Below are 26141 nucleotides of genomic sequence, written 5' to 3' on the forward strand. Positions count from 1 at the left end.
GTGCCGATAAGGGGCTGGCAGAATGGGGGAACCTGAACGAGAAAAGGCCGCCAAATGGCTAACACCGATCGGTTAAGCAAAATGATCAGTTGAACGATCCGGCAGGTGTATCACAATAAGCCTCATCATTTTCTGATGGGGTTTTTTCTATGCTTTCTACCTGGCTTGACGAGACTCAAACTTGGGCTGAACCCGACTCTCTTTCCTCTTTTCAGCGTGCTATCCCTCTGGAGTGGATCTCTCAAGTCCTTCACTCCACAGATAAAGCCAGTAATAAGAAAGCTTAAATTTCCTGCTGAACTCGTCGTCTGGTTAATTATCGGTATGGGACTTTACCGTGATCGGCCCATCACGGATGTCGTGACAAAACTCGATCTGGTTCTGGGCGACACGCTGGCAGCCAGCTCCATTGCTCAGGCCCGCCAGCGGCTCAGTGATGCACCGCTTGAGGCATTATTTAACTTGACTGCACATCACTGGACGCAGCAGGAAGACAAAGATGATCTGTGGTGCGGACTACGGTTGTTTGCCGTGGATGGCACACTTTTTCGCACGCCCGACACACTGGAGGTGGCTGAGCATTTTGAATATATAAAGCATCGCCCGGACAGGCATACCGAATAACCGATGGTCCGGCTGTGCGCGTTGATGTCATTGCGCAGCAGGTTAATCCACGATGTTAAGTTCGGCCCGGCCAATAGGGGAGAAGTCAGTTATGCGAAGCGGCTATCCCCGCAACCCTGCAGCCTGGCACTGTTTGACCGTTGTTATTTATCAGCAGAATTACTGATTAACTGGCAGCGGGAGCAGCCTGAAGCACACTGGTTAGTGCCTGTGAAAGGGAATACAAAATATCGAATAGTTAAAACGTTCAGCGAAGGCGATCATCTGGTGGAAATGCAGGTGTCATCCCATGCCCGTAAACAGGATAACGGGCTGCCGGAGGTCTGGCAGGCAAGGCTGATAGAATGTGACGAGGGCAGTGATTACAAAGGATTTATCACGTCGCTGACGGAGGTGGAGCGTTATCCTGCGGCGTCGTTGCGATATGTCTATCAGGAGCGCTGTGGTATAGAAAACGGCTACGGTGAACTAAAACAGTTCCAGTTGAATACGGCGACTTTACTGCGAAGCCAGAAGGTAACCGGGATTTACCAGGAAGTGTGGGGTCTGCTGACCGCGTATAACCTGATAAGGCTGGAAATGAGCCAGATAGCCAAAGAAGCGAAAGTCTCACCGTTACGGATAATCTTCGTGATGGCCATGCGACTGATAAGAGATGAGTTAATCTGGTGTTCACTTGGAAAGCCGGGAACGATCCCAACAAAGCTGCGAAAAATGCGTGAAGATGTGAAGCAGTTCATCCTGCCGGAAAAAAGAAAACGGCCCAAAGAAAGGACCGTTCGCATATCAAAAACCCAGTATCGGGGTCTGACGCTCAGTGGAACAAAAACTCACGTTAAGCAACGTTTTCTACCTCTGACGCCTCTTTTAATGGTCTCAGATGTCCTTTGGTCACCAGTTCTGCCAGCGTGAAGGAATAATGGCCGAGCATATTGATATGTCCGTGGCAAAGCGGGGATAGGCGTGCGATATCTTCATCATTCAGTATTTCACCCTGCGCCCGAAGATGATCCAGGGCTGCCTGCATATAAATAGTGTTCCATAATACGACGGCGTTAGTGACCAGCCCCAGTGCTCCCAACTGATCTTCCTGACCGTCGGTATATCGTTTTCTTATCTCACCTTTTTGACCGTGACAGATGGCTCTGGCAACTGCATGGCGGCTTTCTCCCCGATTAAGCTGGGTCAGAATGCGCCGGCGATAATCTTCATCATCATTATAATTAAGCAGATATAGCGTTTTGTTGATGCGCCCCACTTCAATGATTGCCTGAGTCAGTCCGGAGGGCCGTTCACTTTTCAGCAATGAACGGACCAGCACTGAAGCCTGTACTTTGCCCAGCTTCAGGGAGCCTGCGGTCCGGATCATTTCGGCCCACTGAAGGACTATTTTTCGGGGATCTGATTGCCCTCTGGCAATATCATTCAGCACGCCATAGTCGGCATCATGGTCCATTCGCCAGAAAACCGAAGCACCGGCATCAGCCAAGCGCGGAGAAAACTGGTATCCCAGCAGCCAGAAAAGGCCAAAGACAAGATCGCTGGCACCTGCTGTATCGGTCATAATTTCGGTTGGATTCAGCCCGGTCTCCTGTTCCAGAAGGCCTTCCAGCACAAAGATAGAGTCCCTCAGCGTCCCCGGTATAACGATGCCATGAAAGCCGGAATACTGATCGGACACAAAGTTGTACCAGGTGATCCCTCTGTTATTACCAAAGTATTTGCGGTTCGGTCCGGCATTGATTGTTCTGACTGGCGTAACAAAGCGCATTCCATCTGCAGATGCCACTTCTCCTCCACCCCATATCTGTGCCAGCGGTAGCGTTGCCTGAAAATCAACCAGTCTGGCATTAGCGCTGGTGATAGTTTCAGCCCGCAGATAGTTCGCTTTTGTCCAGTTCAGCCGATGTCGGGTCAGTGCAGGAACATTTGATCTGATCAGTGGTTCCAGACCGATATTGCAGGCTTCAGCCATCAGCACGGCGCTGATGCTGACGGGCAGATCATCAACTCTGGCACTGGCTTCACTGGCGTGGAAAAACTCATCAGCAAATCGGGTATGGGCGTTAATTTCGAGCAGCAACTCCGTTAAATCCACCGGAGGGAGCAGATCACTGACCATTTTGCTCAATCGTTTCAGACTGTCCGGCTCATCAAGACTGGCGAGGGGAGAAATTGTCAACCGGGCCTTCGGGCCAGAAACATCGAGTTCGACAGCCTCATTTTCGCCAAGACGTGCAGCAACCTGTCTGTAACGACTATCAAGCTGATGACCCAGAGATTTTATTGCTTCCTGCGGGTCTGTCGGGTGCCCCAGAGAACGATAAACCTTAATCCGGTTTGCCTGCCAGTCAGCACCCTGTAGTAATCTTGCACGGGGATCTCCCCACCGGTTACTGCCGGTAACGTAGACATCCCTCCGTCTCAGACTATCCTGCAGTTTACTGAGAAAGCAGAGCGTGTATCCCCTGCGGGTGATATGTTTTTCCTTGTTAATCACCAGCCGTTTCCATGACCGGTTGATGATTTCCGTTGGTGCGTCGTCAAAAAACTGCCGTCGTGAGCTGAACTCCCGGCTGAGGTAGTCACAGGCATTCAGAGTGGTAATCCCGGCAGGTGCGGATGAAAATTTAACGGTATTCAGCAGATGGGGCAGGAAACGACGAACGCGCCCGTACTGCTCCACCATTTCGTCATGAAAATTATCGTCTGAGGGCCGGGCAATTTCACGGACAAGCGTGATGATTTCAGCCAGCTTTTGCCTGGGGATGTAGCTGAACACCTCAGCACGAATCGATTCGTCCGGTGTTTCTTCTTTCAGCAGGTACGAACATGCGCTGGCGAGCGCCAATGCAGATTTATCCAGATCCTTCAGTGAGCGGAGCCGTTTTTTCTGCCCAATCTTTCTGGCGTCACGGATGATAACGGCCAGCATGGCGTCCAGAACGTCCAGTGCATCATCCAGCGCCAGCGTTTCCCATGCAAGGACAAAGGCAACCAGAACCGCCATCCTTTTCTGCGGTGACATCCTAGCAATATTGAACACCGAAGTCATACCAGCATAACGTGCGAGATTTTTCAGGCGCACAGCCGGGAGTGTACTCAGGTTGTCAGCATGCAGGCCAAAATCGTTCAGAGTTTTCCAGCGTTCAATTGCTTCATTAAACGCCGGACTACTGATGGTCACAGGGCCTTTTTTCAGTGATTCCAGTAAAGACAGGCGGTTGCAACCAGTTGGCCCCAGCAGCATCTCCAGCTGTGAACGCTGTTCGGCTGACGGTATCAGTGCCAGTTTGTTCCACAGGCGCAACGTCGCCTTTTCCCTTACCTCTGAAATCAACCGGGTCAGCGTGGTGGCTCCGGGGAGAATAATACGATGTTGCATAAGCCACCCTGTCGCCAGATCGAAAAGCAGACCAGGACGTTCGTTGCTTATCCAGCTCCGGGTATATAAAAGACGGGTAAGGCGAAATGTCCAGGGCCAGGCAAATTCACGATACTGATAGTGCTGACGTATCAGTGCTGCATGCTCACGGCGGGTATTTTCCCTCTGACCGTATTCTGCAAGAACGGTGATATCACGAATCCCGAGCTGTCTGGCGGTAAAATGCCGGACGCCGGAAGGAATATGATTCATGTCAGTAAGAAAAGTGCCCAGAAAACGCACGCACCCGATTTGCAGGGCAATACCAAGCCGATTGTGATCACCCCGGCTTTTCCCGATTAATTCTTTATCCGCTTCATCAAGATGAAAATAACGCGCCAGCTGAAGTTCATCTGGTTCGCCGGTGAATCTGCCATAACTCTCAGCCTGCTCAGTGGTCAAAAAATCAACGGGCATATCGGCCTCCCTGCCTGACGGTTTTTTTTAACAAAACTGCAACCGTCCGAAATATTAAAAATTATCGGACATCATAAAATGGTCTAGCTGAGCTGTCTATTAAATCGTTTTTTTGACATACTGGACACTTAACGTCTGACAATCGATTTAAGGTACATTTTTATGCGGCTTTTTGGTTATGCGCGAGTCTCAACCAGCCAGCAGTCACTCGATATTCAGGTTAGGGCGCTCAAAGACGCGGGGGTGAAAGCCAATCGTATATTTACCGACAAAGCATCGGGCGTCTCTACCGACAGAGAGGGGCTGGACATGCTGCGAATGAAGGTAGAGGAAGGCGACGTCATCCTGGTAAAAAAGCTCGACCGCCTTGGCCGCGACACCGCTGATATGATCCATCTGATAAAAGCATTCGATACTCAAGGCGTTGCCGTCCGGTTCGTTGATGACGGGATTAGCACCGACGGATCAATGGGACAAATGGTGATCACTATTCTTTCAGCTGTAGCCCAGGCCGAACGCCAGAGAATTCTTGAACGCACTAATGAAGGCAGGCAGGATGCGAAGCTTAAAGGCATCAAATTCGGCCGCAAGCGCACTGTAGACAGGCATGCTGTTCTGGAACTTCATCAGAAAGGTATTGGTGCAACTAATATTTCTCATCAACTCAGCATTGCACGCTCCACAGTCTATAAAATTCTCGAAGAGCAGAAGTGCGTCTAATGCTACCTGCATATCATTAACAATAAGTGGTTTCCAGACATCAATATCGTCTTTAAGGTATTGCGTCATAGAAAAATGAAATTTTAAACAGGGTAATTAGTCGATGGATTTAAAGAGTGAAATTATTTTTCCGAACAAACTCATCCCCGGTGACGTTATTGCTATAACAGCACCATCCTCAGGTGTCCCTTCACATTTGCATGCACGACTGGACATGGCCATCAGAAATATCGAGAGAAGAGGCTATCGGGTTCTGGAGGGCAATTGCTTACGGTCCCAGCATAAAAACAAAAGTGCAGACAAAACCGCCCGGGCAGCTGAGTTGATGACATTTCTGACTAATCCAGAAATAAAAGCCATTATGCCGCCCTGGGGAGGTGACCTTGGTATGGAGTTGCTGGAGTTGATGGACTTCGAACAATTACGTGAGTGTGAACCTAAGTGGTTTGTCGGTTTCTCTGATCTGACGACATTTCAATTTCCTCTGACTACGCTTACTGGGTGGGCAACATTGCACGGTCCAAACCTGATGGATCTGGGCGCCGAAACTCTAGATGCAACGACCCAGGCTATATGGTGCATTCTTGAGAGTGATCGGGGGATTGCGGTTCAACAGCATGCCTCCGTTGCATTTCAAATCGAAGAAAATCAATGGGGGACTAATACCTGCGCCGGATTTAACCTGACACAGCAAACCGAATGGAAGGCATTAAATATAGCCAGTTATGATGCCTGTTTTCAGGGGCGCCTGCTGGGTGGATGCCTCGATATTATTTCCCGCTTAGCTGGAACCCAGTTTGGAAATCTTCCACTTTTTCATGCCAATCATTGTGATGAAGGGATTATCCTCTATTTCGAAAATGTCGAAATGGGTCCCTGCGAATTAACAAGAGCATTACTTAGCCTGCGCTTACAGGGCTGGTTTACTGATTTACAGGGTGTTCTCATTGGCAGAAGTGCAGGACCAAATACCAGTGACGCTTCAAAGCATACCTACATTGATGCTTTGCGCGCGGTACTAGGTGATCTTACAGTTCCTGTCCTTTATGACGTAGACATTGGTCATATCCCGCCTCAAATATCATTGGTTAATGGTGCAATGGCAAAAGTCGAATTCAGGGCTGGCTGTGGTTCAGTGATACAACAGTTATAATCAATGAGCAAATACGCCCATATAAAGGAAAGTCTTCATATTGTTGCCTTTCCTTTTCTCATCAATCAGATTCCTTAACAGCATTAGTTCCTTCCCAAATGATTATCCTTACCTCATCCTGTATTGGAAATACATAAACTAGAGTAACAATAATTTATTTGTTTTTTATAAAAAATAAATTACCTTCTTAGCGTACGTTTTCGTTCCGTTGGCCCTCATCCCCCTACTTCAGAAAAGAATCTTAACGTGAGTTTTCGTTCCACTGAGCGTCAGACCCCGACTCGTAAATAAAAGGCCCTAAGGGGCCTTTTTTAGTGGGATGACTGATGACCGATGAGAGCGGCTTGTTTGCGGATCTCTTTCATATGTTCACCTGCCGGGCCGTATTTTTTCAGTGCATCGATGACATTTAAATTTTCTTCATCATCGAAAAAATATAATGCAGTCAAGAACGAGGTTTTAGTGACTGGGCTAAAATCGCCCAACAACAATAAAACTTCTTCAACCCCATCAACCATGCGGTTTCCTTCAAACTGGAATATTGGGAACTTGCTCTCGCCCCCTACCTGCACTGCCAGCAATTTTTTGGCTTTCAGTCGATTGTTAATTGTCTGTCTTTTTACTCCGAGGATGTCAGCAGCTTTACTTGCCCGGCATGTTCCGCCGAGTCTCTTCAAACGTTCTGCAAATTTGACCGCGCTTTCATTTAGATGATCCATTTTGCGTTTTTCACGCGGTGACATCTCAGAAGACCGGTCAAGTTGAGTTTCAAAAAAGAGCTTAGCCAGTTCGTTATCTGTCATGTTGCGAGCGGTGGTTAACTGTTTTTTTTCAGCTAATTTAGCCACTAACTCAACTGCCAAATTTGATAAGCGATCAAACACGGCCGTTTGCTCTGCGGACAGTGGTTTGCGGCATTCTTTTTGAATTGTGCTAGTCATATTTACCTCTCTTTGACACTTAGGATAGTCACACAAGGGTAAAGTGTCAAATTAAAGCAACGTTAAAATATACAGATTGAACAGATGGTGTTGTGGCAATAGGGGTACTCCTGCGCTATGTGGTGTTGGGCAAGTTTTGATGCAAAGAGAAAACCTAAATGCGATAACAGGAGCGGCATAACTTAAAAACTATCGAGCTGAGTACGACACATCCAATATTAACGGTCTGATGCGCACCAGCGCTTAACTATAGGAAATTTCACATGACTATAGACCAGTTACTTTTCAAACAAATGGTTGAGCAGTTTCCAGAGCTTGAAGGGTATTGGGACTTTGAAGAGCAGGCAGTGAAAGTTAAATCAGCGGAAGACCTCCCCCTGAGCAGCGGAGAGAAAATCCTGATGACGTTCTTTTTGTCTGTGTGGTTCAACCGCAACGTTAATTTTGACATAACACGCGCGGCCGGATATTTGAGTACAGAAAACAAGCGGGTTATTACTCCGTGGTACATGGAACCGTTCTGGCCGTAACGGGAGGACATCAAGTCCCGCCCCTTTACGGTTTGAACGTCCCACGATTAGTGGGTTTGTGTTCCTCTTCTTCGCGATAGCGACGTTCGTCGCGCAGACGCTGCTCGTAACGCGCCTGGGCAAGCTCTTCGTAATAGGCGTTTGACGCCTTGCGCGATTGAATATTGCCAATCTCTTTTTCTACATCACCACGTTGATAGGTGTCAGTCACACTGATTTGGCGCGCCTGATAGAGATTATGTTCAGCGACGGCGCCAACGGCGGTCGCAACAAACAGGCCATTACCGTCGAATTTACCCAACTCGCCCGACTTCCATTGCATCATATTGACTGCCGTCAGCGTGTTGACCGCACGCCCATCATACGGCTGGTAAACCTCGATGGAATCACCACGGTCGATAATGGAATCCCTGCCTTGTCGGCTGTAAACCGCTGCGCCATCACGGTGAAGTCTGACAGTAAACCCATCGGCTTTAAGCAGCGGCGTATCGTCAGCAGGGGCACAGTGAATAATGTCTTCTGTACGCGTTGGATAACGATTTTTACGCCCTTCACGATACGCCCAGCCGCGCAGCTGGCTCACCGCCGCCTGGCTTCCTTTCAGCGCTTCCTGCCCGGTCCAGACGCGATAGGACATCGGCCGGGCCTTCCCTTCTTCGCGCAGCTGTTCGCGTTCGGCCTTCAGCTGGATACGCAGCCCCGCCATCGCTTTTTCTCGTTCAAACTCCACCACGTTATACATCAGCTTGCGCATGTGCGGATCGCCCTCACCGTGCCGAATCCGCACCTTCTGCACGCGGAAACTATCGGCAATCTCACGGAACCGCTCGGCCATGCGCAGGTCCGGTTTGACCCACGATTTGCGGTAAGCCTGATAATCGTCTTTTAACTGTTGACGTGCCTCGGCACGGGCAATGCGGCGGTCTTGACGTGCGCCCTGGTCACGCATGTGCAGCTGGTCGTTGTAAGCCGCGTGCACGTGTTTGTCATGCACGTCGGCGTCGTTAAGCGGCGACGGCACGAAGTCGCCGACCTTAGGCACAATACGCGAAAGCGTCATGGAAGTGTGCAGGCGCGAGGCCTTAATCGGCGTATGGCCAGGGTTGAACCTGTCACGCACAATCATGCCTTCGCCGCGTCGTTCCAGCTTGAGGCCGGCACGGTCGAACACGGCGTGTATACGGTCCCACGTCGCCGATTTGTCACGGAACATCGCATTGATGTCCTTGCGACAGTGCGTCACGGCGTAGGTGTACAGGCTTTCGCGGTCGCCGAAATGCTCCAGCGTTGCTGCACCGCGCGGGGCCTTTTTGTAGCCGCGTTTGGCGCGCACGACCTGGTTGTCGGCATCACGAACCCAGCTACCATTATCAACCTTGAAATCATATTTAAGTTCTAGCTCGCGGCAAATTCGCTGCATCTTATCAGCATCCCCGTGAACGGAAACGGCTTTAAACGTCAGGGGGTTTACGCGGTTAGCAACAACATGAACGTGCACATTGTCGGTATCGCGGTGAATCGACGCCATGTATTGATGAAGCTGCATACCCATACAGCGCAGGGCATACCGCGCCGCCTTGAAAATCTGATCGTCAGTCGGGTTTTCGTCTTCCTGCCAGCTCAGAATGAAATGATAAACCGGGTCCTTGATGCGGTCGTTCTGCTTGGAAACGCCGCTCATTTCTGACGCCGCGCTTTCAAAGGAAAGCAAGTTGTGCTGGCTGATCACTCCGTCCACCGACACGCGGGATTCACCGCGTGCGTCAACGGAAATGAGCTGGGATTCTGCCAGATTTTCGGTGCGGTTCATGTACTCGACCAGCCGCTCGAACACCTTGCCGCGTGCACGGGCCGGACGTTTGAAACGCGGGTCTTCCTTGATTTCATCTTTCAGGGAAATGTCATCACGCACCGAAACGTAGCCGACCAGCTGTACAAAGCTGGAGCGGCCGTCACGACGTTTCGGTGGGATGATGATGTTCATTAGTCGAATCGCTGGTCGATACGTAGGATGGCTTTTTTCAGTTCCTGCAGCACCTCGGCATACTCCTTGCTGCCTATCCCCTTGCCCTGAGTGAACAGGTGTTTTTGCAAGCCGCCCAGTCGCGACAACTCCATGATCAGCTTATGGTCGGTCTGCGGAACAATCTTTCTAGACATCGCACAGCGCAGCATAAACGCGCCCAGGCTCAGGCCGGCGTCGGTCGCCTTTTGGCGAATGGCGTCGCGTTCTTCCGGCAGGCATCGAATGCTGGGAAGAAGTGCTGTGCGGTTTCTGCTTTCGCTTTTGCTCATCTTTTTTGACGCCTGCTTGTCCAATTCGATTAGGGGTTTACCTATTCCGAGGTGTCGGGGCTCTGCCCTGACCAGGCCTCTTTGTGGGACCGACTGCGTGTAGGCGGTGCTACAAAGTATATCCTGTCCCGTACTTTGTATCTGTGAACTGGAGTATACCGCACTAACCTCGGTTTGTCATGGCGGCGAAGAGAATGAGGGCAAGGGGTGACAGGGATTTTGTAGCGGGTATACTTTTGGAAATTTCTCAAGAAGGACACACGAAACCATGGCGAATACAAAGTTTTTCACGTAGGACCAGATTGATAACGCGAAATTGTCGTTATCGGACCTCCCCGACTTAACCCCGAACAGAATTACCCGTGAAGAAATGCTGACCTCATTGAGCGATGACATCGTCACGCTGTCGACTAAAAAAGGATACAGCGCCGCCGATATCAAGAAGGCACTGGAGGGGTTAGATATTCAGGTCAGTGAAAAGGCGATTGCCGAAATTTTGAAAAAGAGTGCGGGAAAATCAACGCGTAGTCGGAAACCCTCGCGTTCAACGGCGAACAGCAACGCAGTCACGCAACCGTCGCAAGATACGCAGGCGAGTTAAACAGGTAGTCACTGAACGGCGAAGGTAGAAGGCAGGCCGGCCGTTCATTACTTTTTGTATGGCTCGATGCCATACGGAAAGTAACGCGTGCACCATAGCCCAAAAAAAAGGTGGCTCATTAGGCCACCTTTGAAGGTCGAAATTAGGATTTAAGTTCTTTCATTTTTTTAGCCTGTGACCACAGCGCGCGGTTGGTTTTGATGTCGCCGTCTATGCCGTTGATCCCGCGCGTTCTGACACGCTTCCCTTTTGCATTGATGCCGTAGACGCCCCCCTTAATCAGATTTTCCTGCGGGCGCTGATAGACCGTCCAGATATCGTTGCTCTCGTCTTCACGGCGGCGGCTCTGTAGCACCTTCTCCGGCGTCAGCGGGTTGTGCTGATTTTCATAACGGTATTCAAGCGCCGTTTCTGCAAAAATGCGTTGCTCGTCGCGATTGAGCTGAATGGCTTTCATTTCCTCACGCGATTCGGTAACGTCGTCGAAGCGGTATAACACCTCGAATGCCCCCTCAATCACCTGCCCGACGATATCGCCTTTGTGCGGCACGCGGATCTCTCCAAAGGTATCACCGCACACCATGCCGTTATGGCAAACAAATCTGAAAACGCCGGGGATCATCTGATAGCTGCTTGACCCGTCGTGGCTGTTTAGCAGAATGATTTACGGCACCTCTGCGCCCAGAATTTCACCCTGACGGCGAAGCCTGAGCATATGCTTGGCGTGACCAACGCGGCCTTGATCGCGCACGCGGGTCTGACAGGCAAAGAAGGGTTGAAAGCCTTCGGCGCGCAGCTTGTCCAGAATGGTGATGGTTGGGATGTACGTATAGCGTTCGCTGCGCGAATCGTGCTTGTCGTCCGAAAAAATGCTCGGGACGTGACGGAAAATTTCGTCATTGGTCAGCGCACGTTCTTTGCGGATCATATTGACTGAACGGAAACCAGAAACTAATCGAGACATAATAAAACTCCAGCTTTTTTTAAGAAACGGCTGAAAGCTCAGCCGATGAAATCTTACCAATCGAAAACAGGTAAGGTGGTCAAAATACTTTCATCACGGTCAAAACTGACGAACGCAATGCCGGTATCTTTTGTGACGGTATCCAGCACGTGATATAACGCGGCCGATACACCTGCCTTGAGCAACGTTTCAAGACGTTTTTCGCGCTGTGTCAGTTGCACAATAAAACCGTATTCCCGATCAATGACCCACTCATCTTCTCCCCACGGTGCTTCGTTGTGGCTCGCACGCTGGGACAGACTAAGGTGCGCTAATAGCTCGCTGTCGGCCTGTGTCATGTGTGCCGTGCTGAGGGTGATCAATCCGGTCAATGGCACCGCTGTCTTGACCAGTTCTTGCAAAATTTCTTCTGACGCCATGACCTTTTCCTTTTGAGTTTGTGAGGGCGTGTTTCGCCGATGGCCTGGGAAACCTCGCCGACCGTGCGCAATGACAAGGGGAAAGGCAAAGCCGCAGCTTGAAGGAAGCATGACTGAAAGACCGGGTGCAGCCTTTCAGCCACTGGCGGCCCTTGTCAGGGCGCACAGGCGTGGTATCCCTTCAAGGCCCGGAGGAATTTGCCCGACAAGGTCAACGGCGGAAAAGAGAAGGCGTCAGAAAGGGCAAGCGCAGCGCGCAGCCCATCGGGCGGAGGTCAAGCGAAGCGCGAAGGGCGCTGGCCCGGAGGCGTCAGCGATAGCGCCCGCAGGGGCGAGACGCAGGGCGGCTCGATGCGCAGCACGCTTGAGCGGCCCAAAGGGCGACGCACTGGCCGTTGATGTTAAGTCTTTTGGTTTTTACCTCCCTGAATGCTTTCCGACGTTGCATACCCCTCAATACGCCTCGCATTTAGGGAGTAATTTTCACGTTTGAGAGCGGCCTGTAGGCCGAGGTGAGCCGAATATAGGGGCGCAGGCTGGGAATTCTGATCCACATGCAGGAAGGGCGGCTTATCATAGTGATAAAAAAAGCGCAGATTCTGCGCTTTTTAACGTATTAATTTCTGATCTCGTTCAACAATTCGGGGTGATGGTCCAGCACTTGCAACAGTTTAATAGTGGAGGGATGCGGCTGGGCGATGCCCTTTTCATAGCGTGAGAACGCATTCACCCCCCCTCCGAAAATTTCGCTGGCCTCTTTCTGGGTGAGTGCCAGTTTTTTCCGCACGCTCATAATAAACGCCGGCTCAATGGTCACCGCGATGATTTTGGCTTTGAACGCCTTAATCCTTGCCTGATACGCGTTGGACTGCTCACGGTCCATGATGACCTCGCCGCAGGCAGCGCAATGGTCGCCCTCGGCCTCGATATGCGTTTTGTGGCCACGGAAGACATAAGGGATTTTTTGGGTACCAGACACCAGTTCTGCACCGCCACAGACGGAACATTTCATGTTATTTCTCCTTGAATGACACAATTAAAACGCCGTGGCTCACGGTCAGTTTCAGGTAAACAACACCACAGGGCAACGTCGGACTGTAAACATCCTGCCAAACGGTGTGATCGCGGTATGTCGTCATACTTTTAAAAAAATCTCTCATGGTCAGTCCGTTGATTGCATCACACATATCATCAAACGTCAGACCCAGTTCGTCGGCACCGTTAATGGCCGTGTTCGTGGCTTTCACTTTACCTTCCGCCACAAGGGTCTGAACAATATGCAGTCGCGTATGGGGCGTTTTCTTTTCCATGATCGCTCGTTAATCCGTTTCCGATTTCAGTAATTATAACCTAAAAGGTTAGTCATACCACTCTCTAAATTAACCTTTTAGGTTATTTTAGAGAGTGGCTTTATCCAACGTATCAGACTGGGTCGGCGCGGCGGTTTTAGGTAACCAGATAGTCGCGACTTTGCCCCTGCTCTTGCAGGATTTCAACGCGGGTCACGTTCTGGGCAACGCGGTTAAGGCACATCACTTGCTCAAGGTTTTCAAACAGTGACAGCGGTGCGTAAAACGCATGCCATATGCAACGCCTACATGCGTTATTTTTCGACGAGTGACAGCTCAGAATGGGTGCCTGTCAGCAGCATCAAAAAATTATATTCCCCCGGGTTGAGCGTCCCGGCATTCAACGGCGATTCTTTGGACTTCCATGACGGCAGCTTGTATCCCATCAGGGTCGCGAGCTCTTTTTGCGTCATGCCGCTTACGATGCGCAGCTGCCGGACCTTTTCCGCTTCGTGGGGAGCGATGCGGATCAATGCGTCCAAGTGGCAGGCGAGGAGGCGGCAGTAGGGATGTGCATCGGCGAGCAATAACAGCAGGTTAGCCTCGCCTATCTTCATCGGGGCCTAGCTATTTATCCATCGACTCTTTGCGCTGCCACTGGCGAAGGGACACCCCAAAGACCTCGGCAAGCTGCGCCTGGGTGAGTCCCATTTTTTCACGCAGGGCGGACACCTCATTTCCGTCTGGAAGTGACTGCACCACCTTAAACATGGCTGGCGTCCCAGAAATCCGAGTCCAAAAATATTTTCACCTGGCGCGTCCGTGGGTAGTCCTGATCACGCAGACCTTCCTTGGTGGACGAGGTGTAGTGCGTCTGCTCGTTAACCAAATCAAGCCGGCGGTTCCAGCGTGCCGAGACGGCGCGATACCCCCCGTCGGGCTCTCTGAAAACCTCAAAGGTGTATTTGTTGTTGCCGCTGTGGCCTTCGTTGTAATAAAAGCGTTGGGGTGTGGTACTCAGACTAATATCCTCCATTTAAATGCCAGTGAACGTAATAACGCAGAGTATCTCGTTAAAGGATAAGTAATAATCTTCAGCCTATAAAAGATCGTGCCATCAGCATCAACGATGATGTTCATGCTTAGCGTTAACATCAAAGACCAAATGAATAATTGAGCAACATGGAACTATGATTGCGGGCGACTATAAAACCAGCCCTTACCCAGTTCCGGGGGAAGGGTGATAAATACCGACGGGGCATTCGGGGTAAGTTCACTTTTATGATAGATTGCCCTCTCCGACTCCAGTCGGAGCGTTATCGTGTTAATGCGGGGTATGCGGCAAAAAAAATCTATTATACATATGAAGCACCATAGAAAAACCTGTATAATCGTATAATCGTATAATCGTATAATCGTATAATCGTATAATCGTATAATCGTATAATCGTAAATTTAATAAAGATATATTATTGATTCAAAGCAGCTTTCCTAGCTTTACTCTGACTTTATCCAACTGATTTTCTTCTTGGGGTGGTAACTTATAATCCGAACGAACAGGCTCTATATCCATAGGAAGGTTAGGAATTGAAGCGATGACATCCCTGATATCAGCAATGCTTGGCCTCCAATCCGTTATTGGACTATTCAAAGATACAAGCTGATCACTCGTCATCTTGCCATTAAAAAGAGCAGCCAACATCGTCGGAAGACGAGGACCAAGTTGATGTAATGCTGCTGCGGAAATAATCGCATTTCTGAGGAAGTCGCCTCTGACGCGCTGTGATATTGTCTCAACGACAGCAAGAGCTTCACGGTCAGACTCACTGTCTAGTTGGAGGTAGCTAGTAAACTTTCTGCGATTATCACCGCTTTTATCACTCACGCTAAATTATTCCTCTTGTTTAAACAAAGCCATTTCTTGCACCAAGGCAGTCTGAGGCTCACTGACGAGAACGATACGCCCTGCAGGCAGTTTCCATCCATTTCTAACATAGGGTTCGATTAACTCAGCACCTCCGCCAACCAACCAAATGCGATTCACATTACGAAAGTCTGAGAGTTCATTTAAAACTCGATCACCAAGGCGTTTTATGGCGTTATTTATGGCAGTCACGACAGTATCAATCTGAGATCCATCATTGATAACTTGGTTAAGAAATTCTCGGTCATTTATGCGTTTTATCACAGTATCAGCAACATAAGCATTGGTATCACTGTCGGCCATTCTCAATGCAGATAATGTGGCTCTGTTGCAAAGATCTGGCGATGGAAAACTGATGCCACTGTTTAGGTGAAGGAGCAACACATGAACCCATTCAAAGGCCGGCATGTTGAGCGTCATATTATCCTGTGGGCCGTCCGCGGGTACTGCAAATAGGGCATCAGTTATCGTGAGCTGCAGGAGATGCTCGCTGAGCGACGGGTAAATGTCGATCACACCACGATTTATCGCGGGGTTCAGCGTTATGCACCTGAGATGGCAAAGCGACTGCGCGGGTACTGGCGTCAGCCTTCCATGGCATCTCGATGAAACCTACGTAAAGGTCAACGGGCGCTGGGCTTATCTGTACCGCGCCGTCGACAGCAGGGGCTGCACCCTTAATTTTTACCGGTCTTCACGTCGTAACACCAAAGCCGCCTAAAGCTTTATGGGTAAAATATTCAACAACGTGAAGAAGTGGCAGATCCCTCGATTTATCAACACGGATAAAGCCCCGGCGTATGGGCGGGCGCTGGCATTGCTGAAGCGGGAAGGTAAATGTCCGCAGCATGTGCAGCACCGGCAGATAAAGTACCAGAATAATATAATCGAGTGCGATCATGGCAAACTGAAACCGATAATCAACGCCACGCTGGGCTTCAAGTCAATGAAGACGGCTTACGCCACAATTAAAGGTATTGAGGTCATGCGTGCACTACGCAAAGGCCAGGCCTCACCGTTTTATTATGGTGATCCCCTGGGCGAGATGTGCCTGGTAAGCAGAGTCTTTGAAATGTAAGGCCTTCCGATAAGATAAAAGACTACCTCGTCGCGAACTTTGCAACAGTGCCAGTGGAAGTACCTGTACCGGGCCGTCGATACCGCAGGGCAGACCATCGACTTTCTGCTGACGGCGAAGCGTGATGCGGCAGCCGCGCTACGTTTCTTCCGCAAGGCTGTCCGCCACCATGGTGAACCGGAAGTGGTGACCATTGATAAAAGTGGCGCCAATACGGCAGCGTTGACCACACTCAATGCCGTTAAATCAGTAGATGAAAGTATCAGAGTCAGGCAGAGTAAGTACCTGAATAACCTGATTGAGCAGGACCACCGTAACATCAAACGAAGGATAAGACTGATGACGGGATTCAAATCGTTCCGGCGGGCGCAGACTGTCCTGGCAGGTATTGAGCTGGTACATATGATACGCAAAGGGCAGTATCAACATCCGGACGGTGACGGCCTGTCCCCGGCAGACCAGTTTTACCTGTTGGCTACCTAAAAAGTAGCCAATGCGCCTTTTGCCGACCTGCTATCGTTAATGCGACAGAACCGACGAACGAAATGTCTTAACTTCACCATTATCAAACCAAGCTAATTTCACAGTGGTAGAACCATCATCACAATAAATATGCATACTTACACCTAGTTACTCAAATTGAGTAACAGTATGAGTATGCGTAACAACACGACATACGATTATACGATTATACGATTATACGATTATACGATTACGGTATTAGGCGATTAGCAATCTATTTCGGAAACCTGCACGAAAATAACCCGCATTATTTATATAAAAAAAGCCGCTAATCAAAGCAGCTTTATCGTAAAATCGCAAATACAGAATTAAGATTTTCCGTATTTCTCATATAACATCTCTCTGACTTCATCAGCGATTTTAGTACCCCGTAACGCACATGATGATTTTAAAGCTGCATGTAAACTGGCTGATATATCTATCGTTAATCTCTTCATCTTCTCAGGCTCAGCTTTTTCAGGCTCAATTACACGGCTTTCAACCCAAGAATCAACATCCGGCTTTTGGGCAATAGGCTTGGTTCCAAATGACACTTTTTTATTCATATTACTGCTCCAAGATCTCTTTAACCAACGCATCTAACTCTTTTGCTGCAGACGAGTCTTTATCTAATTCAAATACCGCTTTGCCCACGCCAGCAGCTTCGGCAAACACGACACGTTGTGAAATCGTAGATTTGAGCACAGGTGTTTCATAAGCGGCTAACGCCTCACCTACATCACGACCAATTGCCGTATTTACGATTCTGCGATTAACCACAAATACAGATTTAAGAGTCTCTTTATATATCCTGGCTTCATGGATGAGTGTAACGACTTCCTCAGCAGCCCATACATCATAAGGGCTTGGTTGGACAGGGATAAGTACCAAATCAGCCGCCATAATTGCGGAACGAGCTAAATCCGTGACGCGTGGTGGACCATCAATGATGATGTGATCATAATCCTTGGTGAAGTTGCCAATTTCTTTGTGCAAAGTCGCCCGAGGTAACCCGACAACTGAAAACAAAGGGCTCTCTTGACGAGCAGAAGCCCAGTCAAGCGCACTCCCTTGGGGATCGGCATCGATTAGCAGTACTCGTTCCCCGCTTGCAGCAAGGCTAGCAGCAACATTGACACTCAGCGTAGTTTTACCAACTCCACCTTTTTGATTCAGTACAGAGATAATCATACAACTCCCCAAAAAACGATAAATCGCAAAATCTTAAAATCTCATTTACGATTTTAAGATTACAATTGTATTGTTGTCTTTGCAAACCGTTTAATCACCAGGATTAACATCATTGTACCCTGTTAAGCTAAACCGCACATCAAACTGCCTACCTACATCAAGTGCAAAAATCTTAGTGTAAACCTCGGTAGACTCCAATCGAGCATGCCCGGCATAGGCATGCACGACTTTAAGCGGAACACCATGCTGGATCAGGTTCATACAGTAGGAGTGACGAAACGTATGCGGAGTAATGGGCGACACACTAAACGTGACTCCGTCACTTTCAGCACGTGCGACCGCGGCATTAAGCCAATTGCGCACGGTATTATCATGAATAGACCAAATTGGCTCGTTTCTTCCACGCCACGCGGTGGCGAGAAACTCGGTCATTTTACGCACGGTCAGCGGAACAGCACGTCGAGTTTCTTCGTCTTTACGCGGCCGTCCCTTGCTGCGTTGCCTCTGCTTAAGGGTTTTCAGCACCACAAAGGGTAAATCGCCGTCTAACACCAAATTGGCCGGGGTCAGGGCCAGTGCCTCATTCAGTCGCGCGCCGGTGTTCCACAGCGTGGCAAAAAGCATCTGCTGATGAAGGTCAGGTAGATTGCAAGAGCTGGGCCACTTCCGGGATCAGCAGGTAAACCGGCACCTCCATCCCGCTGCGCAGCGCGGCAGCACGCAGGGAAAGCGCCCGCTGATAGTCTAAATAGACAACGCTACGTGAATTCTGCTGTAGTTCGAGAGGAAAACTGTTCAAAATTTGGTGATGCTTCTAATTAGTGGAACATGTGCCTTTCTATGAAGGCACCGATGACTTTTTCGTGGATCTCAACTGAGCGCGAGAAGCAAATTGTTTTACGAGCCAACCGCTTAATGCGGGGGCAGAGCGTCATGTTATTACGCTCAATATGTTGGGTGAATATTTTGCCGGTCAGATGCTTATCCTTCGGCACCTCCCGGGCATAGCTGCCCCTGTTGTCGCTGGTGATCATGCCGATGGTGAAGGGCTCCAGTAACGCCAGCAGCTCCCGGCAGGTTTCATCGGTTCGGGGAGCAAAGTGTAGGCCAGGACACCGCCTGTTTTGGTGTTGTACGCATACCAGAGCCAGTGCTGCCGGGCTTTACTGCCAACGAAGCTCCATTGCTCATCGAGTTCGCAGATAAGCGCCACATCAGCATGGGCGACGGGCGAAGACGTTATTCGCTTTGGCGCGAGTTTTTTAAAGCCCGTATGACGGTGTTAATGCCAATTTTCAGAGTTCTGGCGGTATCGCGAACCCCGGCACCATTGAAGGCCATTTCGGTGATCTGCTCTTTAACGCCCGGCTTACGGGCTTCATAAGCGTAAGTGAGCTGAAACACGCGGTGGCAGTCACGGCTGCGAAATCTGTCATGGCCTTTAGGGTTCTGACCATGGCGGTAAACCTGAGCAGACTAACAACGGGGACAATGAACGTTAACGCTGACCATGAGGTAACCTCAAAAGCCCGCATTATACATAATATTCAACCAATTAGAGGCATCACCCTTTTTTACGAAAATTTTAGCAGCGTTGATAAGCGTAAAAGGATCTTCTCTTTGGTAAGAGCCTCCATTTCCGACAACATGGTACGGATTATCAGTTCCCGCGATGCTCGTTCTACCAAAATTGGAATTGCTTTCTGGCTTTTCTCATAAACTTGATAAGTGCGCAGCGACACCCCAAGTTTTTCCGCTGTGCGCTCCTGAGTCCAGCCACATCCTTTTCGCCATAGGCGTAGTTCATAACCGGTCATAATCCTCCATGTGTCATAAAAAGTATAGCCGTGGCAGCAACACAGCAGCCTGTGAGGCCTAATACTAGTTGTGTTAATGCCTATCGGGTGGTGATGTCTCTGAGCATCAGATATGACGTCAAGCACCGTAAAGGATAGTCTCGTTAATTCCAGTAGGGCTCTTCTGCAGGCATACGTCCGCGAGCTCAATGCTAACAGACTCCATAACATGCAGAATCTGCACATTTCACTGTTAATCAGTTAAGAAGGGAAAAATCGCCCTAATTAGATGGAGACGCAATGTAATGACTCTAAGTAACTGTTTGCTTGCAAAATAGTTTTGTCGCACGGGGGAATTGTGGAAAAAACGAAGAATGACCAGAAAAGCGCAATCGGCGGCGGGCGGATTGCGGGGCAAAACGCCCCGTTTTGTCCCGCGAACCGGCGTCAGACGGTATGCAAGCCCCTGACGTTGAGAGGATTATGCCGAAAAATTGGGGCAAGGGACAGCGATTGCGGAGAATTACGGTAATCCGCAATTACCTGAAAATGCGTAAAGGGAGGGGAGGACGGTGACCGTCATCATTGAGCGAACTATAGACTTTCATATCCTGAGATTTACACTATTTGGTGGTTCAGGGTATGCACTTACTGGTTACGAATATTGAGCGAGAATCATGCGATGATCACCGCTTTTCTTTCGAGCCAGTAAGTGCTCCACGTTCGTTAACGAATACTCAGGGCATGCAGACAAACTGCTGACTATATTTCTTTCGAAGAGCGTGGAATGCATACCAATCCCCGATAAAAAGGAGTTGGTGATGACTGTGACTAATCAATTTGCTGCGCACGTTGGTCTGGACTGGGCGGATAAAAAACACGATGTCTGTGTTCAGTTTAAAAACGGTGAACGCGTATTCGATGTGATTGAACATACAGCAGAAGCGCTTGATGCCTGGCTTACTGAGTTACACCAGAAAGTAAAAGGCAGAATCGCCATAGCTCTCGAGCTGAAGAAGGGCCCCGTGGTATATGCTCTTCAAAAATACCCCTTTATCACCGTTTTCCCCGTCCACGCTTTGTCCCTGGCTCGTTACCGGCAAGCCTTCTCGCCCAGCGGCGCTAAAGATGACCCGCAGGATGCAGAGCTGGCATTAGAGTTAATGCTGCGTTATCCCCAAAAGATAAAAGCTATTGAACCCGACAATGCGGATATTCGCTTACTTCAGCAACTGGTTGAGCAACGTCGTCAGTTGGTTGAAGACAAACGCCGCTTTGTGAATCGGCTCATCAACACGCTTAAACAGTATTATCCTCAGCCACTGGAGTGGTTCTCACATCGGGGTAGCTTACTGTTGTGTGAGTTGATTATCCGGTGGCCCAGTCTGCAACAACTGAAACGAGCCAGGCGCGACACGATCCGAAATTTTCTGAATGCCTGAGGTGGCCGCGCAATGGCCCTTACCGAGCAACGTGTTGCGAGTATTGATAATGCGATCCCATTGACGACAGACCCGAGTGTTATAGAGGCTAATGCTTTGATGGCAACCGCACTGGCGACACAAATTAAAGTCGTGAGTGAAATCATTAAAACCTATGACGAACGAATCGAAACGCTGTTTGACACGTTACCAGATGCGGGGCTGTTCAAATCACTTCCGGGCATGGGGCCGTGTATGGGCCCACGGATGCTTGCTGCACTTGGTGATAACCGTGACCGGTTTAACAGCGCTGAAGAAATTCAAAACTATGCAGGTATTGCGCCGGTGACAGAACGAAGTGGCCAGAAATCCTGGGTTCACTGGCGATGGCAATGTGCCAAGTTTGTCAGGCAGACCTTTGTTGAATGGGCGGCCAAGACGGTTAACTCATCATACTGGGCCAAACTGTATTATCAGAGCCTTAGAGAAAAAGGTAAATCACATCAATCAGCCATCCGGGCTCTGGCGTTTAAATGGATAAGGATCATTTACCGCTGCTGGAAGACCAGAACCCAGTACAACGAAGCAAAATATTTACTGGCACTTGAAGCGCGACACTCGCCCTTGTTGAAGCCATAAAAAGCTTGTCGAATGTCTCAGGGCGTGAAGCGGAAGTTGAATCTGAAAGAGGAACTGGTCAGAGTTAGCTATTTTCCGAATGGGGTATCCCCCCCTCAGGGTGATATCGTTTTAACAGGAGAAAATCTGACATCAATTAAATGACGGTGATATCCGATTGGCTTATCCTCATTGTATAGCATCAACTGATTAAGAATATTACTGTAGGAAACCTATATGAATGAACTCAGTGTTGTGAGCGGCAAATTGCAGCTTTTATCCATCATTGGAGATCCGATAGTTCAGGTAAGCGCGCCGCTTATGATAAACGCAGCCCTTCATAGAGAAAAAATTCCCGACGTGCTGATGGTTCCGCTACATGTTGACCCCACCGGTCTAGAAAATGTACTTAATGGCCTAAAGTCTATACAGAATTTTCGGGGGGCTATTATAACAATGCCCCACAAGCAACAGACGCTTTCCTTTCTTGATTCAGCCAGTGAAACTGCGACAGCGGTTGGGGGGTGTAACGTTATCAGAAGAGACAGCAAGGGAATGTTGTACGGCGATATGCTTGACGGTGAAGGGTTTGCAGTGAGTCTTCTGGACCGGGGGATCAATATTGAAGGAAGTCAGGTTTATCTGGCAGGTACAGGTGGCGCTGGCTCAGCCATCGCACACGCCATTGCAAAGCGGAAACCTTCTGAACTGACCATATACAACCGGACTCAGGAAAAATCAATTGCACTGATTAATAAGCTCTCTGTTCTTTTCCCGCAGATAAAGATTAAGGCCGGCACTAGCGTTCCGGAACAGGTTAATATTGCAATCAATGCAACATCTTTGGGGATGGGGGAAAACACTGATTTGCCTTTCTCTGTTGAAAAGCTCGGGCCAAGAACGCTTGTATGCGACATCGTAATTTTTCCTGAAAAAACCCGCCTTCTCAGTCTGGCCAAACATAAGAAACTCCCCATTCACTCCGGCAGAGCAATGCTTAGTGCTCAGGTTAAGTTGATGCTAAATTTTATGCTTCGTCCGGAAAATTAATGCGTTCTCAGATTTATAGACGTCCGAGTCAGGCACGGAACTCCCTATGCAAAGGTTCTAGGGCAGCTATGAGCGAGGAGTAGACTTAACATTCTGTTGTGTTAAGCAACTGGGCCGGTTCAGAAATTAGGTCGAAGAGACCAAGGAACTGTGGTACCTATGATATTGACCGTTATATCATTCTTTAATGCAACGTTTATACCATCAGATATTTCAAAATTGGATAACCATCTTGAGTTATTTAAATTAAATCTACTATCTATAACAAAGCCTAATATGATTATTTTGTATTCAATGTTGGGATGATTTTTACGGAAAAAAGATAATCTATGACTAATTTCCTCTGGCTTTGACGGATCTGCTAAAGAACTTCCAACAACATGCCAAAGTGAATTCTTAGTGAATTCAACAGCGACCAAACAGACATTTATTTCTGATGGCTCATGCACCCAGCATAAAGAAAAATCGAAAAATCCGATATTTTCAGTATGATTTTTTAATTGGATCTTAAGATTGTCAATGTCGTGATAATCACACGATAGATGATGAAGATTTTTTGTACCTAAAACCTCAATCAGTTTGCGGAACTTTTGGTCCCCGCGGGATACAATGGAAACAATATTTCCATTTTTAATCAATTCCTTAACTACCCCTGACAACATCCCGGTCCCACCTACAACAAGGTAATGTGAAGTCATAATGCGTTCTTCCTTTCCTGATTTAGTGACCTGCTCCCCAATAATTAATACAGTGCGATTTTAGCAATGTCTGCTCCTGGCACACAACTGCCAGTACAGTTAACCGGCTGCGAAGAGCTAAAAGCAGAGAGGTCTTATCAGAAGAATTGGCGAGGAGCTGCATGCTTGCCGGTCATGATTGAATCAAATATTGGGATAGAAAACTCTCCACTTCTTGTTTTCCAATGCCCAACGTGAAGCTGATGCCTGCATTTTCTAACATATTGAGCCCCTCTCCCCTATTCCCTGGGTGCGGGTCTTCTATTGCAACATAGACGTGTAGAGGCTTTAGCTCTGCGAGCGTTAAAGCGCAAGAGGGGGTTCTGCCTTGAAAAGAGCAGGGTTCAAGAGTGACAAAAATTTCACATTCATCAATAGGCAGCGTGAGTCTAGAGATGGCGTCTATTTCGGCATGGTGATGGCCTGGAGAACGCGTAAAACCTTTGGAAACGATGTCTCCGTTATGGACAATCACGCAACCTACCGGTGGATTTGGCCTGCATTCAGGTAATGCCAGCCGGGAGTATTCCAGCGCCAACATCATAAACTGCAGCTTTTCTTCCATAACGCCTTAACCTGATATTATTCGTTTTAGGCCTATAATTTGAGGCGTAAGCCCTAAATGTCCACTAATTTAGCAGAGTAAAGTAATAAATCTCAGACGTCTGGCCCCTGGATATCCAACCTTTTGTCGCTAGTATTTTCGATCAGTTCGCAAGGAAAACCGTCCACTAAGAGCGAAGGGCTGGCCTTACGCATCCATACTAACATTAGCTCTAAGCAGTCGGAATTGAACTTAGCGATTCATTGCGATCTTGTTCTCCACACAATAATTATACGAGGTCTTTATGCTGATAGCGCAGGTTTCAGACATTCACGCCTCACCCGAAAATGATCATCTGTTTCGGTTTGACCAGGTACTAAATTGGCTTATGCATCTGAAACCGGATGTACTGGTACTTACCGGTGATCTAACGGATGGGCATTGGCAGGAAGGTTATAAACTTATAGCCGACCGCCTGAATCAGCAAAATTATCCCTCGTTGATCCTGCCAGGTAACTCAGACGACCGCACTATGATGCGTTCTGTTTGGGATGAGAACAGATGGGCGCACGATGCCCAAGGAGAGGCTTTGCACTTTGTCCATGACACAGGAGGCATTCGCCTGATTGGTCTGGATTCGACGATTGATTATAAGGATTACGGCAGTGTGGCTGACCATCTGGAATGGTTAGATAGTCAACTTAGCGACGCAGGCAGCCCTCAGTCATTGCTGTTTCTGCACCATCACGTATTTGCATCTGGCATACCAACGCTAGACGAAACGATGTGCAGAGGTCTACCTGAGATGGAAGATTTGATTAGATGCGCCCCGGGCAGACTACTCGCCATTTCTACAGGCCATGTCCACAGACCTATAGCTGGTACGTTTGCGGGCATACCTGCCTACATTTGTGGCTCCGTCTGCCCGGCTAATCCTGTCTGGTTTGGAACAGTAAACGTTCCTCCTGCGAATGACCCGCCAGCATTGGTGATTCACCGCTACGTCAGTAACTCTCTTACCAGTCACCACGTTTGCGTTTAACTGGCATTCAGAAAATGCCTCGGTCTCATAGAGAACGACTTGATCCCCAGTGATTAACGCATAATGCTGCGAGGGCACAATGTCCGTTTCTGGCACATAGCAGACCGTCCAGTTGAGAACTCAGGGTCATTGCTGCCCTGCCTTCACCCGAAGTATGGTTTGTCGGGTGGTATTAAATTCCCGCGCAATGGCGCTGATACTGATCCCGGCATTAATCCGTATAATCACTCTACATTGTTGTTCTTCATTTAGTACTGAAGGGCGTCCAAACCTCTTTCCAGCTGCTTTTGCTCGCGCAATACCAGAGTGTGTACGCTCAAGCAGCAAATCTCGTTCAAATTCCGCCACAGCAGAGATGACCTGCATGGTCATTTTTCCTGCCGGGCTGGTCAGATCCACTCCGCCGAGAGCGAGACAGTGAACGCGAATATCTGAAGCAGCCAGCTGTTCTACCGTTTTTCTGATATCCATCGCATTGCGCCCCAGTCGGTCTAGTTTGGTAACAATCAGCACATCGCCATTTTCCATCCGGTCGAGCAGTTTAGAAAAACCCGGCCGCTCACTGGCGGCAACTGAGCCGCTGATGTGTTCTTCAATCAGTCGCTGAGATTTAACAGCGAAACCAGCCGTCTCAATTTCTCTTCGCTGATTTTCGGTTGCCTGCTCCAGGGTAGAGACACGACAGTAGGCAAAAACACGTGACATAGTGATATTTTCTGTACGAAAAGGATGTACGAATAATAGCGCATGTACGATAGTAATTTCACTTACTTTCGGACAGTATTGATAATAGGTGTACGAAACCGACCTGTTGCGGACATAGCCCAAATGTCGCAAATCGCAGCTTCGCTCCCATTAGGCC

Annotated in this window: 29 protein-coding genes and 6 pseudogenes; 11 read left to right on the forward strand and 24 right to left on the reverse strand. The window is 48.9% G+C overall.

The window, feature by feature from the left end; translation table 11 throughout:
* Positions 1-149: 149 nt before the first annotated feature.
* Positions 150-1425 (forward strand): annotated as a pseudogene (locus SPM24T3_RS18330) (IS4 family transposase); the annotation flags it as partial.
* Positions 1426-1459: 34 nt separating this feature from the next.
* Here SPM24T3_RS18330 and SPM24T3_RS18335 read toward each other — a convergent pair.
* Complete coding sequence (locus tag SPM24T3_RS18335; protein WP_009638295.1) at positions 1460-4465, reverse strand: Tn3-like element Tn3 family transposase; 3006 nt, start codon at positions 4463-4465, stop codon at positions 1460-1462.
* Positions 4466-4627: 162 nt separating this feature from the next.
* On the opposite strand from SPM24T3_RS18335, the gene SPM24T3_RS18340 reads away from it, so the two are divergent.
* Positions 4628-5185 (forward strand): recombinase family protein, encoded by a 558-nt coding sequence (locus SPM24T3_RS18340; RefSeq protein WP_009638296.1) that lies wholly within the window; start codon positions 4628-4630, stop codon positions 5183-5185.
* A gap of 103 nt (positions 5186-5288) precedes the next feature.
* Positions 5289-6338 carry a S66 peptidase family protein gene (locus SPM24T3_RS18345; RefSeq protein ID WP_009638297.1) on the forward strand — a complete coding sequence of 350 codons (1050 nt, stop codon included), beginning with the start codon at positions 5289-5291 and terminating at the stop codon, positions 6336-6338.
* Positions 6339-6649: 311 nt separating this feature from the next.
* Here the strand turns inward: SPM24T3_RS18345 and SPM24T3_RS18350 are convergent, their stop codons facing one another.
* Positions 6650-7279, reverse strand: a complete 630-nt coding sequence (locus SPM24T3_RS18350; RefSeq protein ID WP_009638298.1) for a hypothetical protein — start codon at positions 7277-7279, stop codon at positions 6650-6652.
* Between the two features lie 263 nt (positions 7280-7542).
* On the opposite strand from SPM24T3_RS18350, the gene SPM24T3_RS18355 reads away from it, so the two are divergent.
* Complete coding sequence (locus SPM24T3_RS18355) at positions 7543-7809, forward strand: hypothetical protein (protein ID WP_009638299.1); 267 nt, start codon at positions 7543-7545, stop codon at positions 7807-7809.
* A gap of 25 nt (positions 7810-7834) precedes the next feature.
* On the opposite strand, the gene traI is transcribed toward SPM24T3_RS18355, so the two are convergent.
* On the reverse strand, positions 7835-9793 hold the full coding sequence (gene traI / locus SPM24T3_RS18360; protein WP_009638300.1) for a TraI/MobA(P) family conjugative relaxase: 1959 nt from the start codon (positions 9791-9793) through the stop codon (positions 7835-7837).
* Complete coding sequence (gene mobA / locus SPM24T3_RS18365) at positions 9793-10104, reverse strand: plasmid mobilization protein MobA (RefSeq protein WP_009638301.1); 312 nt, start codon at positions 10102-10104, stop codon at positions 9793-9795. Before mobA ends, traI begins: the two co-directional genes overlap by 1 nt.
* A gap of 370 nt (positions 10105-10474) precedes the next feature.
* Between mobA and SPM24T3_RS18370 the strand changes: the two genes are divergently transcribed.
* Positions 10475-10705, forward strand: a complete 231-nt coding sequence (locus tag SPM24T3_RS18370) for a hypothetical protein (RefSeq protein WP_009638302.1) — start codon at positions 10475-10477, stop codon at positions 10703-10705.
* 142 nt (positions 10706-10847) lie between these two features.
* Here the strand turns inward: SPM24T3_RS18370 and SPM24T3_RS18375 are convergent.
* The 4 genes and pseudogenes from SPM24T3_RS18375 to SPM24T3_RS18395 all read right to left on the reverse strand — a co-directional run bounded on the left by SPM24T3_RS18375 (position 10848) and on the right by SPM24T3_RS18395 (position 13398).
* Positions 10848-11669: pseudogene (locus tag SPM24T3_RS18375) on the reverse strand (DUF932 domain-containing protein).
* A 53-nt stretch (positions 11670-11722) separates the two neighbouring features.
* The gene (locus SPM24T3_RS18380; protein ID WP_009638305.1) at positions 11723-12088 is read right to left on the reverse strand and encodes a DUF5983 family protein; all 366 of its coding nucleotides are present in this window, start codon (positions 12086-12088) and stop codon (positions 11723-11725) included.
* 616 nt (positions 12089-12704) lie between these two features.
* Positions 12705-13100, reverse strand: a complete 396-nt coding sequence (locus SPM24T3_RS18390) for a type II TA system antitoxin MqsA family protein (protein WP_009638307.1) — start codon at positions 13098-13100, stop codon at positions 12705-12707.
* Between the two features lies 1 nt (position 13101).
* Positions 13102-13398 (reverse strand): type II toxin-antitoxin system MqsR family toxin, encoded by a 297-nt coding sequence (locus SPM24T3_RS18395; protein ID WP_009638308.1) that lies wholly within the window; start codon positions 13396-13398, stop codon positions 13102-13104.
* A gap of 94 nt (positions 13399-13492) precedes the next feature.
* Between SPM24T3_RS18395 and SPM24T3_RS25550 the strand changes: the two genes are divergently transcribed.
* Entirely contained in the window at positions 13493-13648 is a 156-nt protein-coding gene (locus tag SPM24T3_RS25550) for a hypothetical protein (protein WP_157135332.1), read from the forward strand.
* Between the two features lie 43 nt (positions 13649-13691).
* Here SPM24T3_RS25550 and SPM24T3_RS18400 read toward each other — a convergent pair whose 3' ends face one another.
* The 5 genes from SPM24T3_RS18400 to SPM24T3_RS18415 form a co-directional block, all read right to left on the reverse strand.
* Entirely contained in the window at positions 13692-13994 is a 303-nt protein-coding gene (locus SPM24T3_RS18400) for a helix-turn-helix transcriptional regulator (RefSeq protein WP_083836280.1), read from the reverse strand.
* Between the two features lie 10 nt (positions 13995-14004).
* Entirely contained in the window at positions 14005-14139 is a 135-nt protein-coding gene (locus SPM24T3_RS26065) for a DNA-binding transcriptional regulator (RefSeq protein ID WP_255346528.1), read from the reverse strand.
* Between the two features lies 1 nt (position 14140).
* On the reverse strand, positions 14141-14413 hold the full coding sequence (locus SPM24T3_RS24835) for a sugar ABC transporter substrate-binding protein (protein ID WP_071988458.1): 273 nt from the start codon (positions 14411-14413) through the stop codon (positions 14141-14143).
* A gap of 441 nt (positions 14414-14854) precedes the next feature.
* Positions 14855-15262 (reverse strand): plasmid partitioning/stability family protein, encoded by a 408-nt coding sequence (locus tag SPM24T3_RS18410; protein ID WP_009638310.1) that lies wholly within the window; start codon positions 15260-15262, stop codon positions 14855-14857.
* A 6-nt stretch (positions 15263-15268) separates the two neighbouring features.
* Positions 15269-15721, reverse strand: coding sequence for a plasmid segregation protein ParM domain-containing protein (locus SPM24T3_RS18415; RefSeq protein WP_083836281.1), 453 nt, complete (start codon positions 15719-15721; stop codon positions 15269-15271).
* Here SPM24T3_RS18415 and SPM24T3_RS25195 point away from each other — a divergent pair.
* Positions 15686-16379 (forward strand): annotated as a pseudogene (locus tag SPM24T3_RS25195) (IS6 family transposase). The gene SPM24T3_RS18415 and the pseudogene SPM24T3_RS25195 overlap by 36 nt on opposite strands.
* Positions 16380-16430: 51 nt before the next feature.
* Positions 16431-16862 (forward strand): annotated as a pseudogene (locus tag SPM24T3_RS18425) (IS6 family transposase); the annotation flags it as partial.
* A gap of 36 nt (positions 16863-16898) precedes the next feature.
* Here the strand turns inward: SPM24T3_RS18425 and parM are convergent.
* The 8 genes and pseudogenes from parM to SPM24T3_RS18455 form a co-directional block, all read right to left on the reverse strand.
* Positions 16899-16997: a plasmid segregation protein ParM domain-containing protein gene (gene parM, locus SPM24T3_RS25560; protein WP_071988459.1), complete on the reverse strand. Its 99-nt coding sequence runs from the start codon at positions 16995-16997 to the stop codon at positions 16899-16901.
* A 212-nt stretch (positions 16998-17209) separates the two neighbouring features.
* On the reverse strand, positions 17210-17446 hold the full coding sequence (locus tag SPM24T3_RS18430; protein ID WP_009638315.1) for a hypothetical protein: 237 nt from the start codon (positions 17444-17446) through the stop codon (positions 17210-17212).
* A 1-nt stretch (position 17447) separates the two neighbouring features.
* The gene (parA, locus tag SPM24T3_RS18435; RefSeq protein ID WP_009638316.1) at positions 17448-18071 is read right to left on the reverse strand and encodes a ParA family partition ATPase; all 624 of its coding nucleotides are present in this window, start codon (positions 18069-18071) and stop codon (positions 17448-17450) included.
* A gap of 90 nt (positions 18072-18161) precedes the next feature.
* Positions 18162-18695 carry a tyrosine-type recombinase/integrase gene (locus tag SPM24T3_RS18440; protein WP_009638317.1) on the reverse strand — a complete coding sequence of 178 codons (534 nt, stop codon included), beginning with the start codon at positions 18693-18695 and terminating at the stop codon, positions 18162-18164.
* Positions 18696-18708: 13 nt separating this feature from the next.
* Positions 18709-18870: a hypothetical protein gene (locus SPM24T3_RS26175; RefSeq protein WP_369699993.1), complete on the reverse strand. Its 162-nt coding sequence runs from the start codon at positions 18868-18870 to the stop codon at positions 18709-18711.
* 19 nt (positions 18871-18889) lie between these two features.
* Positions 18890-19284, reverse strand: a pseudogene (locus tag SPM24T3_RS26180) (IS1 family transposase).
* A gap of 26 nt (positions 19285-19310) precedes the next feature.
* Positions 19311-19475, reverse strand: coding sequence for an IS1-like element transposase (locus SPM24T3_RS26185; protein WP_009638320.1), 165 nt, complete (start codon positions 19473-19475; stop codon positions 19311-19313).
* Positions 19476-19645: 170 nt separating this feature from the next.
* A complete protein-coding gene (locus tag SPM24T3_RS18455; protein WP_009638321.1) occupies positions 19646-19888 on the reverse strand; it encodes a helix-turn-helix transcriptional regulator in 243 nt (80 codons plus the stop codon).
* A gap of 800 nt (positions 19889-20688) precedes the next feature.
* Between SPM24T3_RS18455 and SPM24T3_RS18460 the strand changes: the two are divergent.
* Together SPM24T3_RS18460 and SPM24T3_RS18465 are read left to right on the forward strand one after the other, a co-directional pair.
* Positions 20689-21927: pseudogene (locus SPM24T3_RS18460) on the forward strand (IS110-like element ISEsa2 family transposase).
* A 216-nt stretch (positions 21928-22143) separates the two neighbouring features.
* On the forward strand, positions 22144-22956 hold the full coding sequence (locus SPM24T3_RS18465) for a shikimate dehydrogenase (RefSeq protein ID WP_009638322.1): 813 nt from the start codon (positions 22144-22146) through the stop codon (positions 22954-22956).
* A gap of 119 nt (positions 22957-23075) precedes the next feature.
* Here SPM24T3_RS18465 and SPM24T3_RS18470 read toward each other — a convergent pair whose 3' ends face one another.
* Positions 23076-23654 (reverse strand): short-chain dehydrogenase/reductase, encoded by a 579-nt coding sequence (locus SPM24T3_RS18470; RefSeq protein WP_009638323.1) that lies wholly within the window; start codon positions 23652-23654, stop codon positions 23076-23078.
* Positions 23655-23826: 172 nt separating this feature from the next.
* Positions 23827-24258 carry a bifunctional diaminohydroxyphosphoribosylaminopyrimidine deaminase/5-amino-6-(5-phosphoribosylamino)uracil reductase RibD gene (locus SPM24T3_RS18475; RefSeq protein ID WP_009638324.1) on the reverse strand — a complete coding sequence of 144 codons (432 nt, stop codon included), beginning with the start codon at positions 24256-24258 and terminating at the stop codon, positions 23827-23829.
* A gap of 283 nt (positions 24259-24541) precedes the next feature.
* On the opposite strand from SPM24T3_RS18475, the gene SPM24T3_RS18480 reads away from it, so the two are divergent.
* Complete coding sequence (locus SPM24T3_RS18480) at positions 24542-25279, forward strand: metallophosphoesterase (protein ID WP_009638325.1); 738 nt, start codon at positions 24542-24544, stop codon at positions 25277-25279.
* Positions 25280-25405: 126 nt separating this feature from the next.
* On the opposite strand, the gene SPM24T3_RS18485 is transcribed toward SPM24T3_RS18480, so the two are convergent.
* On the reverse strand, positions 25406-25984 hold the full coding sequence (locus SPM24T3_RS18485; protein ID WP_009638326.1) for a recombinase family protein: 579 nt from the start codon (positions 25982-25984) through the stop codon (positions 25406-25408).
* Between the last annotated feature and the right edge of the window lie 157 nt (positions 25985-26141).

Origin of the sequence: Serratia sp. M24T3 (assembly GCF_000257645.1) — a bacterium.
In the GTDB taxonomy this organism is placed as follows: Bacteria; Pseudomonadota; Gammaproteobacteria; order Enterobacterales; family Enterobacteriaceae; genus Rouxiella.